Genomic DNA, 17,557 nt, shown 5'->3' on the forward strand with positions numbered 1-17,557 from the left:
AGGACATAATTTTTACATAATTATGGTTTATACTTATATAATTTGGTCTAAAGGGTTTCTAAAGTTCTTTTCCATTGCTTTATATTCCGTGAGGCTCATCCCTGTTTCTGCCTTGAATTGATTGCTTAAATGCGTTAAGTTGCTATAATTTAACAGCCTACTTATTTTGGTAAAATTTAAGTCTCTATTATGGATTAATTCTTTAGCTTTTTCCACCTTCAGCTTTATAAAGTATTTTTCCAAGGTTATTTTTTCATTATACGAGAATATTTTACTGACTTTGGAATATTCCTGCTTTAACTTATCTGTTATTATTTCGGAAAGGTTTTTATCCACTAACGGTAAGTGTTCAAATAAACTGATTAAGGTTATTTTTGTTTGTTCCACCAGTTTCAGATTATTATCATCGATAAGAAAAAAACCATTGGATTCGACTATTTTTTGAATTTTAGAAACTTCATTTTCTGAGCTTATATCTACTGCAAGCTCTCCCAGCCGAACCGTCAAAACTTTAATGTTTTCATCACGTATCTCATTTCTTAAAACTTTTATGCAACGGTCACAAACCATATTTTTTATATAAAATGTTTTTTCCATTCTTAATTGATTAAATAGTTAATGATCGCCGATTGCACATAGTACATTTTGATCGACTCAATCTGGCTTATTTGAAACTTCAATTGTAGTTCTTGAATATCCAGTACATCGTTAAAATTGATGGTTCCTGTTTCATAATTCCTGATCAGGATATCTTCTGCATCTTCTGCCTGTTCCAAATTTTTCAACTGAATATCATAACTTATCCTTGCAGAATTACGGCTTTGGACAGCCTGTGATAAAAGGGTTTCCAGTTTGTTTAAGCGTTCCTCTTTTTGCATATTGATTTCTTGCTGTCTAAGCTCGTTTTGCCTGGTACGTGAATTATATTTATTGTTAAAAATAGGTATGGATACAGAGACCATTGGCATCAAAATATCCTTCCCATTATCACCAAAATTCATATCAGGTCTTTTTTCAACCGGAATATAATCCAGCCCAAATCCAAGATTGGGCAAGCTTTCTTTTTGGTTTAGTGCTTCAGATTGGGTAATGGATTCATATAACTTTTCATATTTCAAAAGTTCAGGATGAAGAGTTAAATCTTGGCTGGACACTGATAGTTCCTGAATAGGTAAAACCATACTGTCCACAACTGTTATAGGAGCAGCTTTTTCCTTGTTCAACAAGTTATTAAACTCAACTTTTTGGGCTATAAAATCTTCTCTAAGTATTTCCTTTTGCTGCTGAAGTTCATTTTGCCTGATCTGTAATCGTAAAACATCTACCGCCGAAGCATTACCTACCTCCAATGAAGTAAGTGCAAGCCTTTCGTAAGTTTCGAGTAATTGAATATTATTTTCCAAGACTTTCTGTTTTGCTTTTATTCCGTAGAGTCTATAATAGGCTTGTGATACCGAAAGCGCTAGTTTTCTTTTGGCGATGACCATTTCCACATATTCTGCTTCGGCCATCGACGAAGCATAATTTTCCCTGGCAGTAATGGTTCCGAACCAAGGCAACATCTGTTTGACCGAAAAGCGGGCACGCTGCGCCCCGGTACGCGTTTCGGGTTCACTTACAAAATAACCGGCTCCAAATTCGGTATCTGGCAGGGTATTTACTTCATTTATTTTTTCTTCAGCAATATTATAACGCAACTCAAAAGCTTGAATTTCGGGATTGTTTGTCTCCGCTTCAAGAATATAGGACTGCAATTGCTGTGCACTCATTCTCGGCAGCGTAAATAGAATAATTCCTATGATTAAAAAATATCTCATTTGTTCAATCTTTTAAGTTGAAATTCCTTTTTTAAACTGAATAACACTGGTACAACGAACAGCGTGATAAGCGCAATGAGCATTCCGCCGAAACTCGGTATAGCCATTGGTATCATTATATCACTTCCCCTTCCCGTAGAGGTTAGCACTGGTAAAAGAGCTAGAATTGTGGTAGCCGTGGTCATTAAACACGGACGAATACGTTTTTGCCCTGCTTCTACGATGGAGTCCCTTATTTCTTTTTTATTTTCAGGGCTGTTACGGTCAAAAGTTTGAGTAAGGTAGGTAGCCATTACCACCCCATCATCGGTAGCAATGCCAAACAATGCGATGAAGCCTACCCAGACCGCTACACTTAAATTAATGGTATGCATCTGAAACAGGTCGCGTAAATTCTCTCCAAAAAAGTTGAAGTTTAAGAACCATTCCTGACCATAAAACCAAATCATTAGGAAACCACCAGCAAAAGCAACGGCGATACCTGTGAAAACCATTAATGAAGTGGACACGGAACGGAATTGAAAATACAGTATTAAGAAAATAATAGCCAATGCTAAAGGAACAACAATTGACAACGTTTTTTCTGCTCTTATTTGATTTTCGTAGGTGCCTGTAAATTGATAATTGATCCCTTTAGGAACGGTCAATTCCCCATCATCTATTTTTTTCTGGATTAAAGCTTGGGCGTTTTCCACCACATCAACCTCGGCAAATCCGTCAAGTTTATCAAACAATACATATCCCACTAAGAACGTATCTTCACTTTTAATTACCTGTGGACCTTGCTCATAACGAACTTCCACAAGTTCCCCTAAAGGGACTGGGCTTCCTTTTTCCACTGGAACGTAAATGTCCTTGATGTCATCAGGATTACCACGAAGTTCCCTAGGGTACCTTACCCGCACCCCATAACGTTCGCGACCTTCCACCGTTTGTGTGAGCGGCATCCCGCCAACTGCAACTTGAAGAACCCGTTGTACATCTTCAATAGAAATCCCGTAGCGCGCGAGTTGTTCCCTTTTAATATCTATAAGAAGGTATGGCTTACCTACAATACGATCGGCAAAAACCGCCTCTTTTTTCACGCCTTCAGATTGTTTGAGAATATCTTCCAGTTTCATCCCGAAAGCTTCGATTTCCCGTAAATCCTGGCCTTTTACCTTAATCCCCATCGGGGCACGCATTCCTGTTTGCAACATTACCAAACGGGTTTCGATAGGCTGTAACTTGGGGGCAGAGGTAACACCAGGTAATTTAGTAGCATCTACTATCTTATTCCATATATCGTCTGGTGACTGTATTTCTGGACGCCAGTTTCTATAAAACTCTCCATCGTCGTCAGGAATAAGATGTTGATTTTCAACCAGAAAAGGATCTTTTATTTCTGATTCCAAATAATCCCCATCTTCATCTAATTCACTATTGGGATTAACTACTAATTTTCCGTCTTTAAGAACAAATAATCCATCATCATTTACTTTGTACCTTTGGCGCTTTCCATTTTTGTTTAGCATATATTCAGACTTGTACTGAATAATATTCTCATACATTGAGAGAGGTGCCGGATCTAAAGCTGATTCTGTACGGCCTGATTTACCTACTACAGTTTCAATTTCTGGGATGCCAGCAACCGCCATATCCAATTGTTGCAATACCCTTTTGTTTTCTTCAACACCTGCGTGGGGCAAGGAGGTTGGCATCAAAAGAAAAGACCCTTCATTTAAAGAAGGCATAAATTCTTTTCCGGTGTTTTGCATAATCAGAACTCCAAAAACCACAATAACGGTTGGTACTGAAAGAAATAAAATTTTGTTCCGTAGTGCCCAGCGTAAAATACGTGTATAATAACTCTGGAATAACCAAAATATTCCTAATAGACCGAAACAGATAAAGCCTACGAACAACAAATTCCAGAAAACACTTTTATCTACACCCAGGGGACGCCAATATTCGGCTAACAAAAAGACTATGGCCAGTGCAGAAATAAAAATATTTATAGTATTGGCCTGTTTGTTTGATAAAGTAAATGTATTTGAAATTCTAGAAGCTATCTTTTCATCTTTTAAAAATGCCGTAATTCCAAAAGCAATTAAAATTAGACCTAACCAATACCCCAGGACTATCGCTGTAATACCCAATAAGATTAAAATCCCGTTGATGATATATGCGCTGGTTTTTCTAATACTTTTTCTTCGGAATAAAAATGCTGCAAAAGGAGGTATTAAGAATAATGCCACTATAATTGAAGCTGTTAATGCCATTGTTTTTGTAAAGGCCAGGGGACGAAATAATTTACCCTCTGCACCAATCATAGTAAATACAGGGATAAAGCTGATGATAGTAGTCAACACGGCGGTTAGTATGGCACCTGATACTTCGGCAGTGGCGTTATAGACCACTGTATTGATAGGCTGTTTTACTCCTCTTTCGAGAAAGCGTTCCTCTTCTTCGTCGAGGTGCCTGATGATATTTTCACAAAGTATGACCCCTACATCTACCATTGTACCAATGGCAATGGCAATACCGGATAGCGCCACAATATTGGCATCCACATTAAAAAACTTCATTGCGATAAAGACCATTAACACAGCTACAGGCAATAATCCAGAGATTAGTATAGAAGCTCGTAAATTGAATACCATTACAATAATTACAAAAATTGTAATAAGTATTTCGAGCGTTAGAGCTTCGTCAAGGGTGCCCAGTGTTTCCTGAATAAGTTCAGTACGATCATAAAAAGGGACAATGGTTAATTGCGAAGTGCTGCCATCAGCTAGTTCTTTGGATGGTAGGCCCGCTTTTAGTTCATCAATTTTTTCTTTTACATTATTGATGACTTCCATTGGGTTTGCTCCGTATCTGGCAACAACAACCCCACCGACTACTTCAGCCCCTTCTTTATCTAAAATTCCGCGACGCGGTGCGGGTCCTAAACTTACGTTTGCGATGTCTTTAATTCTTATCGAAGTATAATCTTCAGAAGTAACAACCGCGTTTTCAATATCTGAAATGGACTTCACATACCCTAGCCCACGCACCAAATATTCGGCTTGATTAATTTCTAATGTTTGTGCTCCAATATCTTTATTGCTTTCCTTGACTGCTTTAACTATCGCTGACAAACCAATATTATATTGGCGCATCAATTCAGGATTTACATCTATTTGGTATTCTTGGACAAAACCACCTATGGAAGCTACTTCCGAAACACCACTTGCTGAAGAAAGTGCATATTTAACGTAATAGTCCTGAATACTCCTTAGTTCGTGCAAATCCCATCCCCCGGTTACGTTGCCGTCTTTATCCCGTCCTTCTAAAGTGTACCAGTAAATCTGTCCGAGCCCTGTGGCATCGGGTCCCAATGAAGGATTAACCCCTTCAGGCAATAATCCAGAGGGTAGGGAATTCAGTTTTTCGAGAATACGGCTGCGCGACCAGTAGAATTCCACATCTTCTTCAAAAATGATATAGATACTTGAAAAACCGAACATTGAAGAACTACGGATAGTCTTTACCCCCGGAATACCCAATAATGTAGTAGTAAGTGGATAGCTTATCTGATCTTCTATATCCTGTGGCGAGCGACCCTCCCATTTGGTGAATACAATTTGTTGATTCTCACCAATATCAGGGATGGCATCAACAGCTACAGGATCTGTAGGGAGAAACCCGGTATTCCAGTTAAATGGGGCATTAACGATACCCCAACCTACAAAAAGGGCGAGTAACAGAACCGCCACGAGTTTGTTTTCTATGAGAAATTTTATGCCTTTATTTAGCATATTTATTGATAATTAAACAGTTACACATTGAATAAAATCCTGAGGTTATCAGAAAGATAAACACAACAAAATGAGCCCGTTAGAGTAGTAAACTAAGGGCAAGTTTCCCAGATTCGCTATCAGAATCGGGCACTGTCTAAAATCAAATTAAATACGTTTCGTGTAGTTTTTGTACATCCCTTATGAGATAGGGAGGCGTATAATCTTTAAACGGAATGATGTTCTTATCCAGCCCATCAAAAAGATTGATATAAGTATAAACAAATGTGGCAACAAAAGCTTGTTGCTGAAAAGTCAACTGATTAGATGAAGTTTTTAAATTGTCCTGCCCTTCAACCATTATTTGGTTATCTGAACAACAGGATTTTTTCGAAACCTCAGATTCACAATTTTTCTTCGGTTGCTGTTTTTCCATTCCACAGGTTTTAACATTATGGATCAAGGAGAAGTCAACCAAAGTTTGTCCACAAAAATGCATATCTACCGTAAACGAGGTTGTGGCAAAAAACACCAAGCTCGCCAAAGTTATGGATACTATTTTATGGAAAAATGACTTCATAGGAGTGCAAATTTATAAAAAACCAAAATAAACAATCAACTTTATAAAAATTTTAACAAATCAGACAATAGCATCTTTGCACACCCTGTGCATCAATTAATTTGTATCTTTGTAAAGCTTTATGAAAATATTCTTTTCCATATCAATGTCGCTATTATTCTTTTTTCAGGGAATTAGTATAGATATGGACTTTTGTGGACCAATTAAAGAAATTTCAAGCATTATTACCCATTATCAAGACCATAAAGTCTATGGCGACTCTTTCCTTGAATATGTAGTTGAAGATTACATTGACAATGATGCAAAAGATAAAGGGCATCATAATAACCCAGATAAAGAGAATATACCAGTCCATTCTCATCATCAATGTTGTCATCCTTTATTATTATTTATTGCGAACAACAATACGCCTCTAACCAATCGGTTAAAGTTTAAAGATAAAAAACAGTCTAACTTATATAAAATAAACTTCAGTTCCAGATATCTGGAATCACTCTTCCACCCTCCTCAGCTATAATTCAGTTTTTTTATGGGATAGCTATATCCCTTTTTGACCAAAATCTGGTTCCCCTACTAGATGCTTGGTTCCAATGGTAGTTTGTCAAGCAGAAAATTACTGTCTAGAATTTTAACTGAATTAAATCTTTATTTATATGATTAATAAAATAATCGCGTTTTCCATTAATAATAAATTTATTATTGGACTACTTACCTTGGCGCTTATAGGGACGGGTATTTGGTCCATGTCTACCGTAAACCTGGGATCGGTGCCAGATATTACAAATAACCAGGTCCAGGTTATTACCCAATCTCCTAATCTGGCTACAGAAGATATAGAGCAATTTGTTACCTATCCTGTAGAACTTTCTATGGGTAATTTACCCGGAGTTACAGAAATACGATCTGTTTCCCGGTTTGGTCTTTCCGTAGTTACCATTGTTTTTAAGGACGATATGGGCATTTACAAGCCCCGTCAACTCGTTCAGGAAAAACTTAACGAAGTTAGGGACCAAATACCTGAAAAATTTGGCAGTCCATCTATGGGACCCATTACTACTGGTCTTGGGGAGATTTATCAATATACCATCAAACCTCAAAAAGAATATGATACGGTTTACTCTCCTACTGAGCTGAGAACAATTCAAGATTGGATTGTAAAGCGTCAAATGACGCTTGTAGAAGGTGTGGTAGAAGTTAATTCCTTTGGTGGTAATATCAAACAATATGAAATAGCCATTAATCCTGAGAAGCTGAATGCTTTAAACATCTCTATCTCTCAAGTCTTTGCTGCTCTACAAAAAAACAATGTTAATACGGGGGGGGCTTACATCGAAAAAAACAACATGGCCAATTTTATCCGAGGAGAAGGCCTAATTAGATCTTTGGATGATATACAATCTATTGTTATTAAGAACGAAAATAGCGTACCTGTTACAATTGGAGATGCGGCAGAAGATGTGCAGTTTGGAAGTCAGGTACGATATGGGGCTTTTACCCAGGATGGCCGCGAAGCCGTTGGCGGAATGGTCTTAATGCTAAAAGGAGCTAATCCTAATAAGGTAATTGCAAATGTCCAGGATCGAATGGAAACGGTAGAACAATCATTACCAGAAGGTTTATCAATAGAACCTTTTCTGGACAGAAGTGTTTTGATAGAAAGAACTACAAGTACTGTAACCCAAAATCTTATAGAAGGCGCTTTAATTGTAATTTTCGCTTTGGTTATCCTCTTAGGAAGTTTAAGGGGGGGATTGATAACTGCTACCACCATTCCCCTGTCCTTACTATTCGCCTTTATACTCATGAAACAATTCAATGTTTGGGCAAATTTAATGAGCCTGGGAGCCATTGACTTCGGAATTATAATCGATGGAGCCGTTATTATTATTGAAGGCACCGTTTATGAAATACAAAAACGTATTCGATCAGGCAAAGTGAAATTCAATCAGGCGAAGATGGATGAAGTAGCCTACGATGCAGGAAGTACGATGATGGGTTCTGCATTTTTTGGCCAAATTATAATTTTAATAGTGTTTGCTCCCATACTTTTCCTTACAGGTGTGGAAGGAAAAATGTTCCGTCCTATGGCATTTACATTTGGCTTTGCTATGATTGGAGCGATCTTTCTTTGTTTGACTTATGTTCCAATGATGTCGGCCTTGTTTATGAAACCTATTCAAAATAAGAAAAACTGGTTTGGCAAGTTTGAACGCTGGCTGGAAAGAATAAGCGATAAAATTATTGGGGGTATTGAAAAAGTTTATATGCCTTTACTGAAAGGAGCATTAAAACTGAAATTAATAGTACTTGGTTCTGCAGTGGTACTGCTTATTATTGCGGGTTTTATCTTTTCCAGAATGGGAGGGGAATTCGTTCCACAACTCGATGAAGGGGATATTGCCATGCAGGCTTTAATTAGGCCCGGAAGTGGTTTGAGTGAAACAATTGATGTTTCAACAAAAATAGAGGACGTTCTTCTTGAGAATTTCCCCGAAGTAAAAACGGCTGTAGCAAGGATTGGGGTTGCAGATATTCCTACCGACCCCATGCCCATGGATATTGCCGATATGTTCATAATATTGGAAAAGGATATGGATAAGTGGACTTCGGCCGATACCAAAGAAGCATTGATTGAAAAGATAAAAGAAAAACTCAATGATGAGCTTACCGGGGTGAACCTTGTATTTAGTCAGCCGGTAGAACTGCGATTCAATGAATTACTCACCGGTGTCCGGGAAGATGTAGCGGTAAAATTATACGGAGAAGATCTTGATCTCCTTGCTGAAAAAGCCAATCAAATGGCTGAAATAATACAAACTATTCCCGGGGTAGGAGATGTAAACCCTGAACGTACATCCGGTCTTCCGCAGATGACAGTTCGCTTTAACCGGGATAAAATTGCCCAATACGGGTTGGATATTGAAAAGATTAATGACTACATAAGCGCTGCGTTTGCCGGAGGTACAGCAGGTGTCATATTTGAAGGGGAAAAACGTTTTGATATGGTAATACGTTTTGATGAGGCTCACCGCCAAAACATTGATGATTTAAGGACACTTTATATAGACCTCCCTGATGGTACTCAGGTACCAATCAAGGAAGTAGCAGACATTAGCTATGTCCCAGGCCCTATGCAAATATCAAGGGACAATACTTTCCGCAGGACGTATGTGGGGGTAAATGCCCGGGGTAGGGATGTAGAATCTGTGGTAAATGATATTCAGCAAAAACTGGATGAAGAATTAGATTTACCTCCAGGCTACTACATTACCTATGGCGGCGAATTTGAAAACCTTCAGCGGGCAAAGGGCCGTTTGCAAATTGTAGTGCCTATTGCTTTGTTCTTAATTTTCGTACTGCTATACTTTGCGCTTCAGTCCTTTTCACAATCCATTATGATCTACATAGCCATTCCACTGGCGGCTATTGGTGGAATATTTGCCCTTTGGTTAAGGGATATGCCTTTTAGCATTTCAGCCGGAGTAGGCTTTATTGTCCTATTTGGTGTAGCAGTTCTAAATGGCCTGGTGCTCATTAACCGGTTCAATTCTCTAAAAGAAGAAGGGGTAACCAGTATTAAAGACAGAATTTTCACTGGAACTAAAGAACGAATAAGACCTATTATGTTAACAGCAACAACAGATATTTTTGGCTTTTTGCCTATGGCATTTTCATCTTCTGCAGGAGCTGAAGTTCAACGACCTTTGGCTACAGTGGTAATTGGGGGAATGCTTACGGCTACCTTACTTACTCTGGTTGTTCTCCCCGTCCTATATACTTTTGTAGAGAAGAGAAGGGAAAAGAAAGAACAGAATAAAATTGATTCTTCCAATTCCCGATCATTAGCTACAATTTTAGTGATAGGGTTGTTATTAAGCGGATCATTTTCTGCTAATGCCCAATCTGATACAACTTCTTATGCATATCCACTTCAGGATACCTTACAAACTATCAGTTTGGAAGAAGCCAAAGAGTTGGCTATTAAAAACTATCCACGATTGAAAGCTGCTCAACTTGAAATTGAAAGTGAGGAGGTTTTGCGAAAAACAGCATATGATTTTGGTAATACCCAAATTTTCACGGGAAAAGAAGAAGTAGGGAATGGATCTGACGGTATCTATACAAAAGTTGGGGTTCAGCAACAGGGCATAGATATCTTCGGAATTGTCCCCCGCTTAAAGTTGCAAAAAGAAAGGGTAGCTCTTGCAGAAAATGCTTTAGACCTTAACAGCTTAGGAATAGAACGTGAGGTAAGTAGGGCCTGGGCTGCAGTTTATGCCCAGAAGAGAACCTATCAGGTCTATAAAAAAATGGATTCTATTTTTGAAGATATTGAAAGGGCCGCGAGAATTAGGTACGAGACCGAAGCCACCTCTAAATTAGAGTATCTTGCTACCTCAAACCAGGCAAATGAAGTTAAAATTCAATTGGAACAGTCCTACCGAAATTACTTAAAAGCTTTGCAGCGCTTAAATTTGTGGTTTGCATCTGATACCTTATATAACGTTCCTGATTTGCCTACCGAAGTACTGGACAAACCACTAAATTTCCTAGTGGAATCCCTGGAAAACCATCCTTTGCTCCAGGTATCGGGACAAAGGGTAGAAGTGGCGAAAGCGGTCACCAGGGAACGAAAATCAGAATTCCTGCCCAAACTCCAGGGACAGTATGCGAGGCAGGAAGTCAATGGGCAGTCTGGTTTTTACCAGTATCAGGTAGGGATTCAGATTCCACTTTTCTTTGGCCCTGAATTGGGCCGTACCCAGGAAGCAAGAGTAAATCGCAAGATTGCAGAGCAAAATTTTTATCAGGATAAACTAGAATTGGAAACGGCATATAAAAATATGCGGGAAGAATATATTAAATGGCGAAACTCCTGGAATTATTATAAAGAGGAGGCACTTCCTTTAGCCAAAGAACAACAAAATGGATCTGTCCTGGCTTTTAAAGAAGGAGCTATAGATTATGTGACTTTCCTGCAGAACATAAGGGATGCCATCCGCATTGAAGTAAACTCCTGGAACGCTTTTAATGATTATCTCGATAGCCGATATCAACTCGAATATTACCTGAAAAATTCAAACTAAAAACTAAGTAATAAAAACGATATGAATACAAGATCAATAAATATTTTAACACTTGCCTTAACCCTCAGCCTCTTCTTTGGATGTAAAGAAAATTCTGAAACAGGAGAAGACCTTTCCCGTGATACTGCAACTACGAATACTGAAGAGGGTGAAGGTCACAACGAGGAGGGCGAAGAAGAAGGAGGTATGGGCGCGGTGCACCTTTCCGACTTAAAATTCAATAGCTTAGGGATAAAGGTGGATACCTTACCCAAAAAAGCGCTTTCGGGACTTGTGGAAGCCAACGGGCAGTTGGAAGTACCACCGCAGTATGAAGCTACGGTGACCGCTATCCTTGGAGGTAATGTAACATCCATAAAGGTTATTGAAGGTGATAAGGTAAACAAAGGACAGGTTTTGGCCTACCTCGCCCACCCCGACCTAACCAGGATTCAGACAGACTACATCAATGCGTTTAACCGAATGCAATTTTTGGAAGACGAATTTAACAGACAAAAACGTTTATATGAAGCGGAAGTTGGTTCCGGAAAGACTTTTCAACAAACGCGGTCAGACTACCAATCGGTCAAGGGGGAAGTAACTGGCTATGAATCTCAAATTCGACAATTAAACTTAAGTCCTTCACAGGTAAGGAATGGAGATCTTTATGAGTATGTTCCGGTAGTAAGCCCCATTGCAGGATATATTGAAAAAGTAAAGGTACAGGTGGGACAATACGTAGAACCCCAAACCGGAATGTTTATGGTAGTGGACAATGAACATGTACATGCCGATTTAATGGTTTTTGAAAAAGATATCTATAAGGTAAAAGAGGGACAAAAAATCTCTTTTAGCCTGGAATCAGTCCCCGGCAGCAATCTAACTGGCGAGATCTATTCGGTTGGTAAACAATTTGAACAAAACCCGAAAGCAGTACATGTACATGCCGAAATTGACAAAAAAGAGGACTACCTGATTCCCGGAATGTACATACAGGGTAAAATCAGGACTGGTGCTTCACCTGTCACCGCTCTGCCGGAAGAAGCAATTATTGAAGAAGATGGTAACCCCTATATTTTTACAGCTCAAAAACACCAGGAGGATGGAGAAACTGAGTGGGAACTTAAACCAGTACAGGTAAGGACCGGGATTACCGAAGATGGCTGGGTAGAAATAAAACTTTTGGAACCACTGCCGGAAGGTACGATGGTTGCCTATAACAATGCCTATTATCTGGTTTCTGAAATGCAGAAGAGCCAAACTTCCCACGGGCATTAAAAAAATTAGAAGAATGGACTCGCTGTCATAATTGTTTGTCTTGATTAAAATTTCAGTGGGTTCATTCTTATTAGAAAATTTAAAATATAATTATGAAAGAAATAAAAGCATTTATAAAGCCAAAAAGGGCTCAGAAAGTAATCGAAGCGCTAAGTGACCACGGATTTAAGAGTATGACCATCTCGAAAGGGGAAGGTACAGGAGCTTTTAAAGCGAAGGGCGCATCGCCTTCTCTGGATTTTCGTGTTACTGATAGTCCGGTAATTAAACTAGAATTGGTTTGCCAAAATGAGGAGTCTCAGATAGCAATTGATATTATTCTTGAAAACGGCAAAACAACAGAACCCGGTGATGGTATCATTTATCTGTCAGATATAGAAAATGCTTTTCAAATTAAAACTGGAAAGTCATTAAAAACTAATAACTCTAAATTAAGCTAAAATGAATGATGTAGAAAGAATTTTAGAGTCTTATGAAGTTAGGCCAACAGCAATGCGCACCCTTATTTATAAATTTATGGCCAAAAATAACCGGGCTATTGCTTTGTCAGAGATCGAAACCGCTTTTGTAAAAGCTGATCGAGCCACCTTATCTCGTACCATAAAGATTTTTGAAAAGAATGGTATAGTTCACCAAATAGATGATGGCACTGGAATACCTAAATACGCGCTTTGCGAAACCCGATCTAACTGTGAAGTAGAACAGGATTTACACATCCATTTTCATTGTAAGTATTGTGATGAAACCGTTTGTTTGACCGACCATAAAATCCCGCATATTAATCTTCCGGAAGGATACATGCCAGAAAACGTAAATCTGGTAGTAAAAGGAATATGCGAGAAATGTAGTGGTGTTTAATTTTATAAGATGATTAAAGCTAATAAAATACTTACAAGCAACGGGATAAGACCTACCAAAATGAGGGTATTTATTTATAAATACCTCAAAAGAAAGTTTTATGCTGTAACATTAAGTGAAATAGAAAAGGCTCTCATCAAAAAAAGTGACCATACAGGGGACAGAACGACAATTTATAGGAATATAAAGCTGTTCCATGAAAAAGGCTTAATACATCAAATAGATGATGGATCAGCTATCGCGAAATATGCATACTCAGATAAAAACTGTTTGGATTTGCACCTGCATTTTCATTGTGTACGTTGCGGGAACACCTTTTGTTTACCAAATAAAATACAGTACGATAGTCTGCCCGATAAATACGAAATAATTGATGTGAATTTAGTTTTAAAGGGAACCTGTGGAAAATGTAGAAAAGCAAGGAAATTTAAAAAAAGAACCCATTCATCTGCTAATAAAAGTTTAGACGATGATACAAAATTATAAATTCCGAAAAAAATAATGACATAAAGCAGCGGTGAGAGTTTGGATATTTCCTTTCCCGAAGAAATTTAACGGACTTTGGGGCTAAATAGCAGAAACAGTTTACCAAATACTTTTACCTTTTAGCAAGACCAATATTCGAAATTTTGAATCTGAAACGGAAAAATTAGCAAAGCTCGAACAAAGAGCATTGGTATTGATAAATAAAATAATAACACTTAAATCTAAAAAGTACGTATGATTAGTGTTTTGGAGAAATGCTGAGGAAATGGTGGGAATTGTCGAGAATCCTCATTTTATGGATATTCCTGATTCCTATTGTGCCCCGCGACAGAAAAATGAAAGGACCGGGGAATGAGAGAACGGTACGACTGTCAATATCTATGACTTATAATTTGAAAAATTCAGGATATTATTTATGCTAATATAAAAACATATCTGAGTTTAACAGGATTATAAAAGTAGAATGATTAGATCATCCTGTAAAGTTGATAAACTTCCACCTGAGTCGAACCTGTCCGAGATACAGGTATGCATAAATAAGGATATGGCAAAGTACAATTGAGAACAATGCCTGAACAGAGGAATTGGGATGGATGTTTGCACATAAAAATGCAATAATATTAATTTTAAAAGATGTTACAGATTACAGACATAAAAAGAGAAAATGTGGTTACCTCAATTGCCAGCGGTAAACTCAACCAGTACGATTTTGAAAAAATACATCCGCTTATCCACATTATTCTTGAAAAAAGATTAAAGGTTCGATGGTATTTTGAGATGAACGATTTTCAAGGCTGGCATATAGAAGGTCTATGGAAAGATTTCTCTAAAGATGTTGGCCACGAAAAGGAGTACGAAAAAATAGCATTGGTAGGGGAAAAAAAATGGCGAAAGTGGGCGGCCCAGTTTATGAAACCATTTTGCAATGCCGAAATTAAATATTTCGATCCAGACGAGAAACAGGAGGCCAAAATATGGATTGAAAGTGAGTAATGACATGGCATTGGTGATTAACAAAAGAATAAACTAAAAATATATTGATATGGGATTTTTAAAACATTTATTTAGAGGCTCCGGATATGGAGGCCATCATTCCCGCGGGCATCATAATAAGCGCGGTTATGATTATAGGGAAAATAATCCAGATGCAAAGGTTATGATTCGTTGCACGGCCTGTGGTGAGAAAAATGAAGAGAGCGCAGCCTTTTGTAAAAAGTGCGGTTCACCTTTAGGCAAGTCCAAGTGTAGTAACTGTAACGAGAGTGTGCCAGTCGAGGCAAAATTTTGCCCTAATTGCGGTACTGAAATAAAACAATAGATGAAATACTATGTTTTAATAATCCTGTTTTTTGGTTTTCTGAAAGCGAACGCCCAAAAAATTTACAGGACCGAAGAAGGCCACGTTGAGATGATGGCAATGGTTGAGAATTTACCCATTAAGGCAGAAAGTCATAAATTGGCCTTATATCTCGACTATGATTCCAAAGTGGTCAGTGGGGTACTCGACCTTAAAACGCTATCGACCAACAACCCTGAAATCAGCGCAATGCTGGAAAGGCAGGAAGACCCCTTGATGCTTCGGTTTACCGGTACGGTGCCTTCTGTTGATTTTTTGTCAAAACGGCACGACCCTATCAACTTTAATTGGCTGATAGATGTTACTTATCAAGGAAAAGCCTTTAAATCACAATTTAAAGCAACCATCACTCATATAGAACAAGGTTTACGTATGTCGTGTCTTATAAGTGCAACTGGACAATTATTGGTTTCTAATACTGGTTTGGATTCCATAATAGAGGGTATCGATGACACCATAGAGGTACAATTTGCCCAAATGGTTTTGAAATTGGACAACCAGTAATTTAATAATCAAATGAAATGCTCTTAAATAAACGAATATCCATCTGGTCCTTTCTTAAATATATTAAATATGATATTTTATTTATTGTATTTTATGCTATAGCAATTGGTGTTTTGGACCAATTTGGTTTTCTGAGTAAAATTTCGATCCCTATTGCCGTTACAGGTGTTTTCGGGACTGCTGTAGCGCTACTGTTAGGTTTCAGAACCAATCAAGCCTATGAACGCTGGTGGGAAGCCCGTATTATTTGGGGCGCCATTGTCAACGACTCCCGTACTTTGGTACGACAGGGCATAACCTTTTATGACCGGCAGGATGGTCAGTATGAATTTAGGATTAAAGAAATAGTTTTACGACAAATTACGTGGTGCTATGCACTGGGTGAGTCATTAAGGAAAGTGGATTTTTCCCCTAAGGTAGCTGGCTTTTTAAAAATTCAGGACATTAATGATCAAAATGTTCCTAATGCTATTCTATTAAAACATTCTGAAGCCTTATCAGAAGCCCTTAACGATAAGGTGATCAATAAATTCCAACAGGTACAAATTGATAGCACTATTGCGCGTCTCTGCGATTCAATGGGCAAATGCGAAAGGATCAAAAATACGGTTTTCCCCAAAGCGCATAGCCTGTTAATCCACCTTATCATTTATGTATTTGCCACAATGCTACCATTCGGCCTGTCTGATAATTACCTATCTGTGGAAATTGGGCTTACCATCGCTATCCCTATCATCTTTATAGCCATTGAGAAGACCTCGATTTTAATGCAGGATCCCTTTGAAAACGACCCAATGGACACACCAATGACCGATTTGGCTCAAACTATAGAAATTAATTTAAAGCAGATGACAGGTGATGAGGACATCCCCGAGAAAAAGAAACCTGAAACATATTACGTTTTATGATATGGATTTGCAAACTGAAATAACGCTAATTCCCAGATTATTGGTTGCCTTGTTGCTGGGTTTCTTGATTGGGCTTGACCGTGAAATTCATGGTCACGACGCTGGCATAAGAACCTATGCTTCCGTTTGTTTGGGAGCTGCACTATTAACCATCATCAATACGCATATTGAAGTGGCAGACCAAACCAGGATTGTCGCTAATATTGTTTCTGGAATTGGTTTTTTGGGAGCGGGTATCATTTTTAGGGACAGTTCAAAAAATACCATATCCGGGTTGACAACAGCAGCTACTATATGGGCCAGTGCTGGTGTTGGCATTGCGATAGGATATGGGATGTACTTAATTGGGATAACCAGTACACTATTGATTATACTATTGCTGGTTTCGCATCATTTTCCATTTTTTAAAACAAAGTACGGTAAAGGAAGAAATAAGATGTAACAAGCAGGAATTATTAATTAAGATGAATAGATAAGTTCAATTGAAATCAGGAAATTAGTGTGACGTGTAAAGCATATTAGTTGCATATACCATGCGCAAAAATTTTAAATAGATTTAAAATAAAGATATACAAATATGTTACAGGTAATAAACTTAGAACACGAGGACCTTATTGCCGCTAAAATCAGCGGGAAACTAACAGAAAAGGATATGGAAAAGATGCACCCGCTTATCCATAACATTATAAAAAAAGGCCATAAAGTGGATTTCTATTTTGAAATGGAAGATTTTGAAGGATATAACCTTAAAGGTTTTTGGGAAGACCTAAAGATTGATTTGGCCCACTTAGATGATTACGGTAAGATGGCCTTTGTGGGCAACAAAAAATGGCAGGAAGGGACGGCTAAGGCGGCCGATTTTTTTACCAATTCGGAAGTTAAGTTTTTTGATATTTCCGAGAAAGTACAAGCCAAAAAATGGATTAATCTTAATTAACGATA

The 17,557-nt window shown here is 38.1% G+C and carries 16 protein-coding genes; 12 read left to right on the forward strand and 4 right to left on the reverse strand.

Annotated elements, in window-relative coordinates; translation table 11 throughout:
• Nucleotides 1–33: 33 nt before the first annotated feature.
• From ACFFGL_RS08010 to ACFFGL_RS08025, 4 genes are all read right to left on the reverse strand, one after another.
• Nucleotides 34–597 carry a helix-turn-helix domain-containing protein gene (locus ACFFGL_RS08010; RefSeq protein WP_228249723.1) on the reverse strand — a complete coding sequence of 188 codons (564 nt, stop codon included), beginning with the start codon at nucleotides 595–597 and terminating at the stop codon, nucleotides 34–36.
• 2 nt (nucleotides 598–599) lie between these two features.
• The gene (locus ACFFGL_RS08015) at nucleotides 600–1,817 is read right to left on the reverse strand and encodes a TolC family protein (RefSeq protein ID WP_228249724.1); all 1,218 of its coding nucleotides are present in this window, start codon (nucleotides 1,815–1,817) and stop codon (nucleotides 600–602) included.
• Entirely contained in the window at nucleotides 1,814–5,599 is a 3,786-nt protein-coding gene (locus ACFFGL_RS08020; RefSeq protein ID WP_228249725.1) for an efflux RND transporter permease subunit, read from the reverse strand. Before ACFFGL_RS08020 ends, ACFFGL_RS08015 begins: the two co-directional genes overlap by 4 nt.
• Nucleotides 5,600–5,741: 142 nt before the next feature.
• Entirely contained in the window at nucleotides 5,742–6,158 is a 417-nt protein-coding gene (locus tag ACFFGL_RS08025; protein ID WP_228249726.1) for an HYC_CC_PP family protein, read from the reverse strand.
• A gap of 121 nt (nucleotides 6,159–6,279) precedes the next feature.
• On the opposite strand from ACFFGL_RS08025, the gene ACFFGL_RS08030 reads away from it, so the two are divergent.
• The 12 genes from ACFFGL_RS08030 to ACFFGL_RS08085 all read left to right on the forward strand — a co-directional run bounded on the left by ACFFGL_RS08030 (nucleotide 6,280) and on the right by ACFFGL_RS08085 (nucleotide 17,552).
• Entirely contained in the window at nucleotides 6,280–6,675 is a 396-nt protein-coding gene (locus tag ACFFGL_RS08030) for a hypothetical protein (RefSeq protein WP_228249727.1), read from the forward strand.
• Nucleotides 6,676–6,811: 136 nt separating this feature from the next.
• Nucleotides 6,812–11,245 carry a CusA/CzcA family heavy metal efflux RND transporter gene (locus ACFFGL_RS08035; protein ID WP_228249728.1) on the forward strand — a complete coding sequence of 1,478 codons (4,434 nt, stop codon included), beginning with the start codon at nucleotides 6,812–6,814 and terminating at the stop codon, nucleotides 11,243–11,245.
• 21 nt (nucleotides 11,246–11,266) lie between these two features.
• A complete protein-coding gene (locus ACFFGL_RS08040; protein ID WP_228249729.1) occupies nucleotides 11,267–12,502 on the forward strand; it encodes an efflux RND transporter periplasmic adaptor subunit in 1,236 nt (411 codons plus the stop codon).
• A gap of 92 nt (nucleotides 12,503–12,594) precedes the next feature.
• Nucleotides 12,595–12,942, forward strand: coding sequence for a P-II family nitrogen regulator (locus ACFFGL_RS08045; protein ID WP_228249730.1), 348 nt, complete (start codon nucleotides 12,595–12,597; stop codon nucleotides 12,940–12,942).
• Between the two features lies 1 nt (nucleotide 12,943).
• On the forward strand, nucleotides 12,944–13,360 hold the full coding sequence (locus ACFFGL_RS08050) for a Fur family transcriptional regulator (protein ID WP_309726918.1): 417 nt from the start codon (nucleotides 12,944–12,946) through the stop codon (nucleotides 13,358–13,360).
• Between the two features lie 9 nt (nucleotides 13,361–13,369).
• Entirely contained in the window at nucleotides 13,370–13,846 is a 477-nt protein-coding gene (locus ACFFGL_RS08055; RefSeq protein WP_228249732.1) for a Fur family transcriptional regulator, read from the forward strand.
• A gap of 633 nt (nucleotides 13,847–14,479) precedes the next feature.
• The gene (locus ACFFGL_RS08060; protein WP_228249733.1) at nucleotides 14,480–14,839 is read left to right on the forward strand and encodes a SpoIIAA family protein; all 360 of its coding nucleotides are present in this window, start codon (nucleotides 14,480–14,482) and stop codon (nucleotides 14,837–14,839) included.
• Nucleotides 14,840–14,888: 49 nt separating this feature from the next.
• The gene (locus ACFFGL_RS08065) at nucleotides 14,889–15,164 is read left to right on the forward strand and encodes a zinc ribbon domain-containing protein (protein ID WP_041579171.1); all 276 of its coding nucleotides are present in this window, start codon (nucleotides 14,889–14,891) and stop codon (nucleotides 15,162–15,164) included.
• Nucleotides 15,165–15,707: a hypothetical protein gene (locus ACFFGL_RS08070; protein ID WP_013073456.1), complete on the forward strand. Its 543-nt coding sequence runs from the start codon at nucleotides 15,165–15,167 to the stop codon at nucleotides 15,705–15,707.
• A gap of 17 nt (nucleotides 15,708–15,724) precedes the next feature.
• Nucleotides 15,725–16,615, forward strand: coding sequence for a bestrophin family protein (locus ACFFGL_RS08075; protein WP_013073455.1), 891 nt, complete (start codon nucleotides 15,725–15,727; stop codon nucleotides 16,613–16,615).
• 1 nt (nucleotide 16,616) lies between these two features.
• Nucleotides 16,617–17,057, forward strand: a complete 441-nt coding sequence (locus ACFFGL_RS08080) for an MgtC/SapB family protein (RefSeq protein WP_228249734.1) — start codon at nucleotides 16,617–16,619, stop codon at nucleotides 17,055–17,057.
• A gap of 135 nt (nucleotides 17,058–17,192) precedes the next feature.
• Nucleotides 17,193–17,552, forward strand: a complete 360-nt coding sequence (locus tag ACFFGL_RS08085; RefSeq protein ID WP_228249735.1) for a SpoIIAA family protein — start codon at nucleotides 17,193–17,195, stop codon at nucleotides 17,550–17,552.
• The last annotated feature ends 5 nt before the right edge of the window (nucleotides 17,553–17,557 follow it).

It is taken from the genome of Mesonia maritima (assembly GCF_042433895.1).
GTDB lineage: Bacteria > Bacteroidota > Bacteroidia > Flavobacteriales > Flavobacteriaceae > Mesonia > Mesonia maritima.

Excerpts from the sequence above, each read along its gene's own strand:
- ACFFGL_RS08055 (WP_228249732.1), top strand. The coding sequence starts at position 13,370 with ATGATTAAAGCTAATAAAATACTTACAAGCAACGGGATAAGACCTACC.
- ACFFGL_RS08070 (WP_013073456.1), top strand. The coding sequence starts at position 15,165 with ATGAAATACTATGTTTTAATAATCCTGTTTTTTGGTTTTCTGAAAGCG.
- ACFFGL_RS08020 (WP_228249725.1), bottom strand. The coding sequence starts at position 5,599 with ATGCTAAATAAAGGCATAAAATTTCTCATAGAAAACAAACTCGTGGCG.
- ACFFGL_RS08085 (WP_228249735.1), top strand. The coding sequence starts at position 17,193 with ATGTTACAGGTAATAAACTTAGAACACGAGGACCTTATTGCCGCTAAA.
- ACFFGL_RS08010 (WP_228249723.1), bottom strand. The coding sequence starts at position 597 with ATGGAAAAAACATTTTATATAAAAAATATGGTTTGTGACCGTTGCATA.
- ACFFGL_RS08050 (WP_309726918.1), top strand. The coding sequence starts at position 12,944 with ATGAATGATGTAGAAAGAATTTTAGAGTCTTATGAAGTTAGGCCAACA.
- ACFFGL_RS08060 (WP_228249733.1), top strand. The coding sequence starts at position 14,480 with ATGTTACAGATTACAGACATAAAAAGAGAAAATGTGGTTACCTCAATT.
- ACFFGL_RS08040 (WP_228249729.1), top strand. The coding sequence starts at position 11,267 with ATGAATACAAGATCAATAAATATTTTAACACTTGCCTTAACCCTCAGC.
- ACFFGL_RS08015 (WP_228249724.1), bottom strand. The coding sequence starts at position 1,817 with ATGAGATATTTTTTAATCATAGGAATTATTCTATTTACGCTGCCGAGA.
- ACFFGL_RS08065 (WP_041579171.1), top strand. The coding sequence starts at position 14,889 with ATGGGATTTTTAAAACATTTATTTAGAGGCTCCGGATATGGAGGCCAT.
- ACFFGL_RS08035 (WP_228249728.1), top strand. The coding sequence starts at position 6,812 with ATGATTAATAAAATAATCGCGTTTTCCATTAATAATAAATTTATTATT.
- ACFFGL_RS08025 (WP_228249726.1), bottom strand. The coding sequence starts at position 6,158 with ATGAAGTCATTTTTCCATAAAATAGTATCCATAACTTTGGCGAGCTTG.
- ACFFGL_RS08030 (WP_228249727.1), top strand. The coding sequence starts at position 6,280 with ATGAAAATATTCTTTTCCATATCAATGTCGCTATTATTCTTTTTTCAG.
- ACFFGL_RS08080 (WP_228249734.1), top strand. The coding sequence starts at position 16,617 with ATGGATTTGCAAACTGAAATAACGCTAATTCCCAGATTATTGGTTGCC.
- ACFFGL_RS08075 (WP_013073455.1), top strand. The coding sequence starts at position 15,725 with ATGCTCTTAAATAAACGAATATCCATCTGGTCCTTTCTTAAATATATT.
- ACFFGL_RS08045 (WP_228249730.1), top strand. The coding sequence starts at position 12,595 with ATGAAAGAAATAAAAGCATTTATAAAGCCAAAAAGGGCTCAGAAAGTA.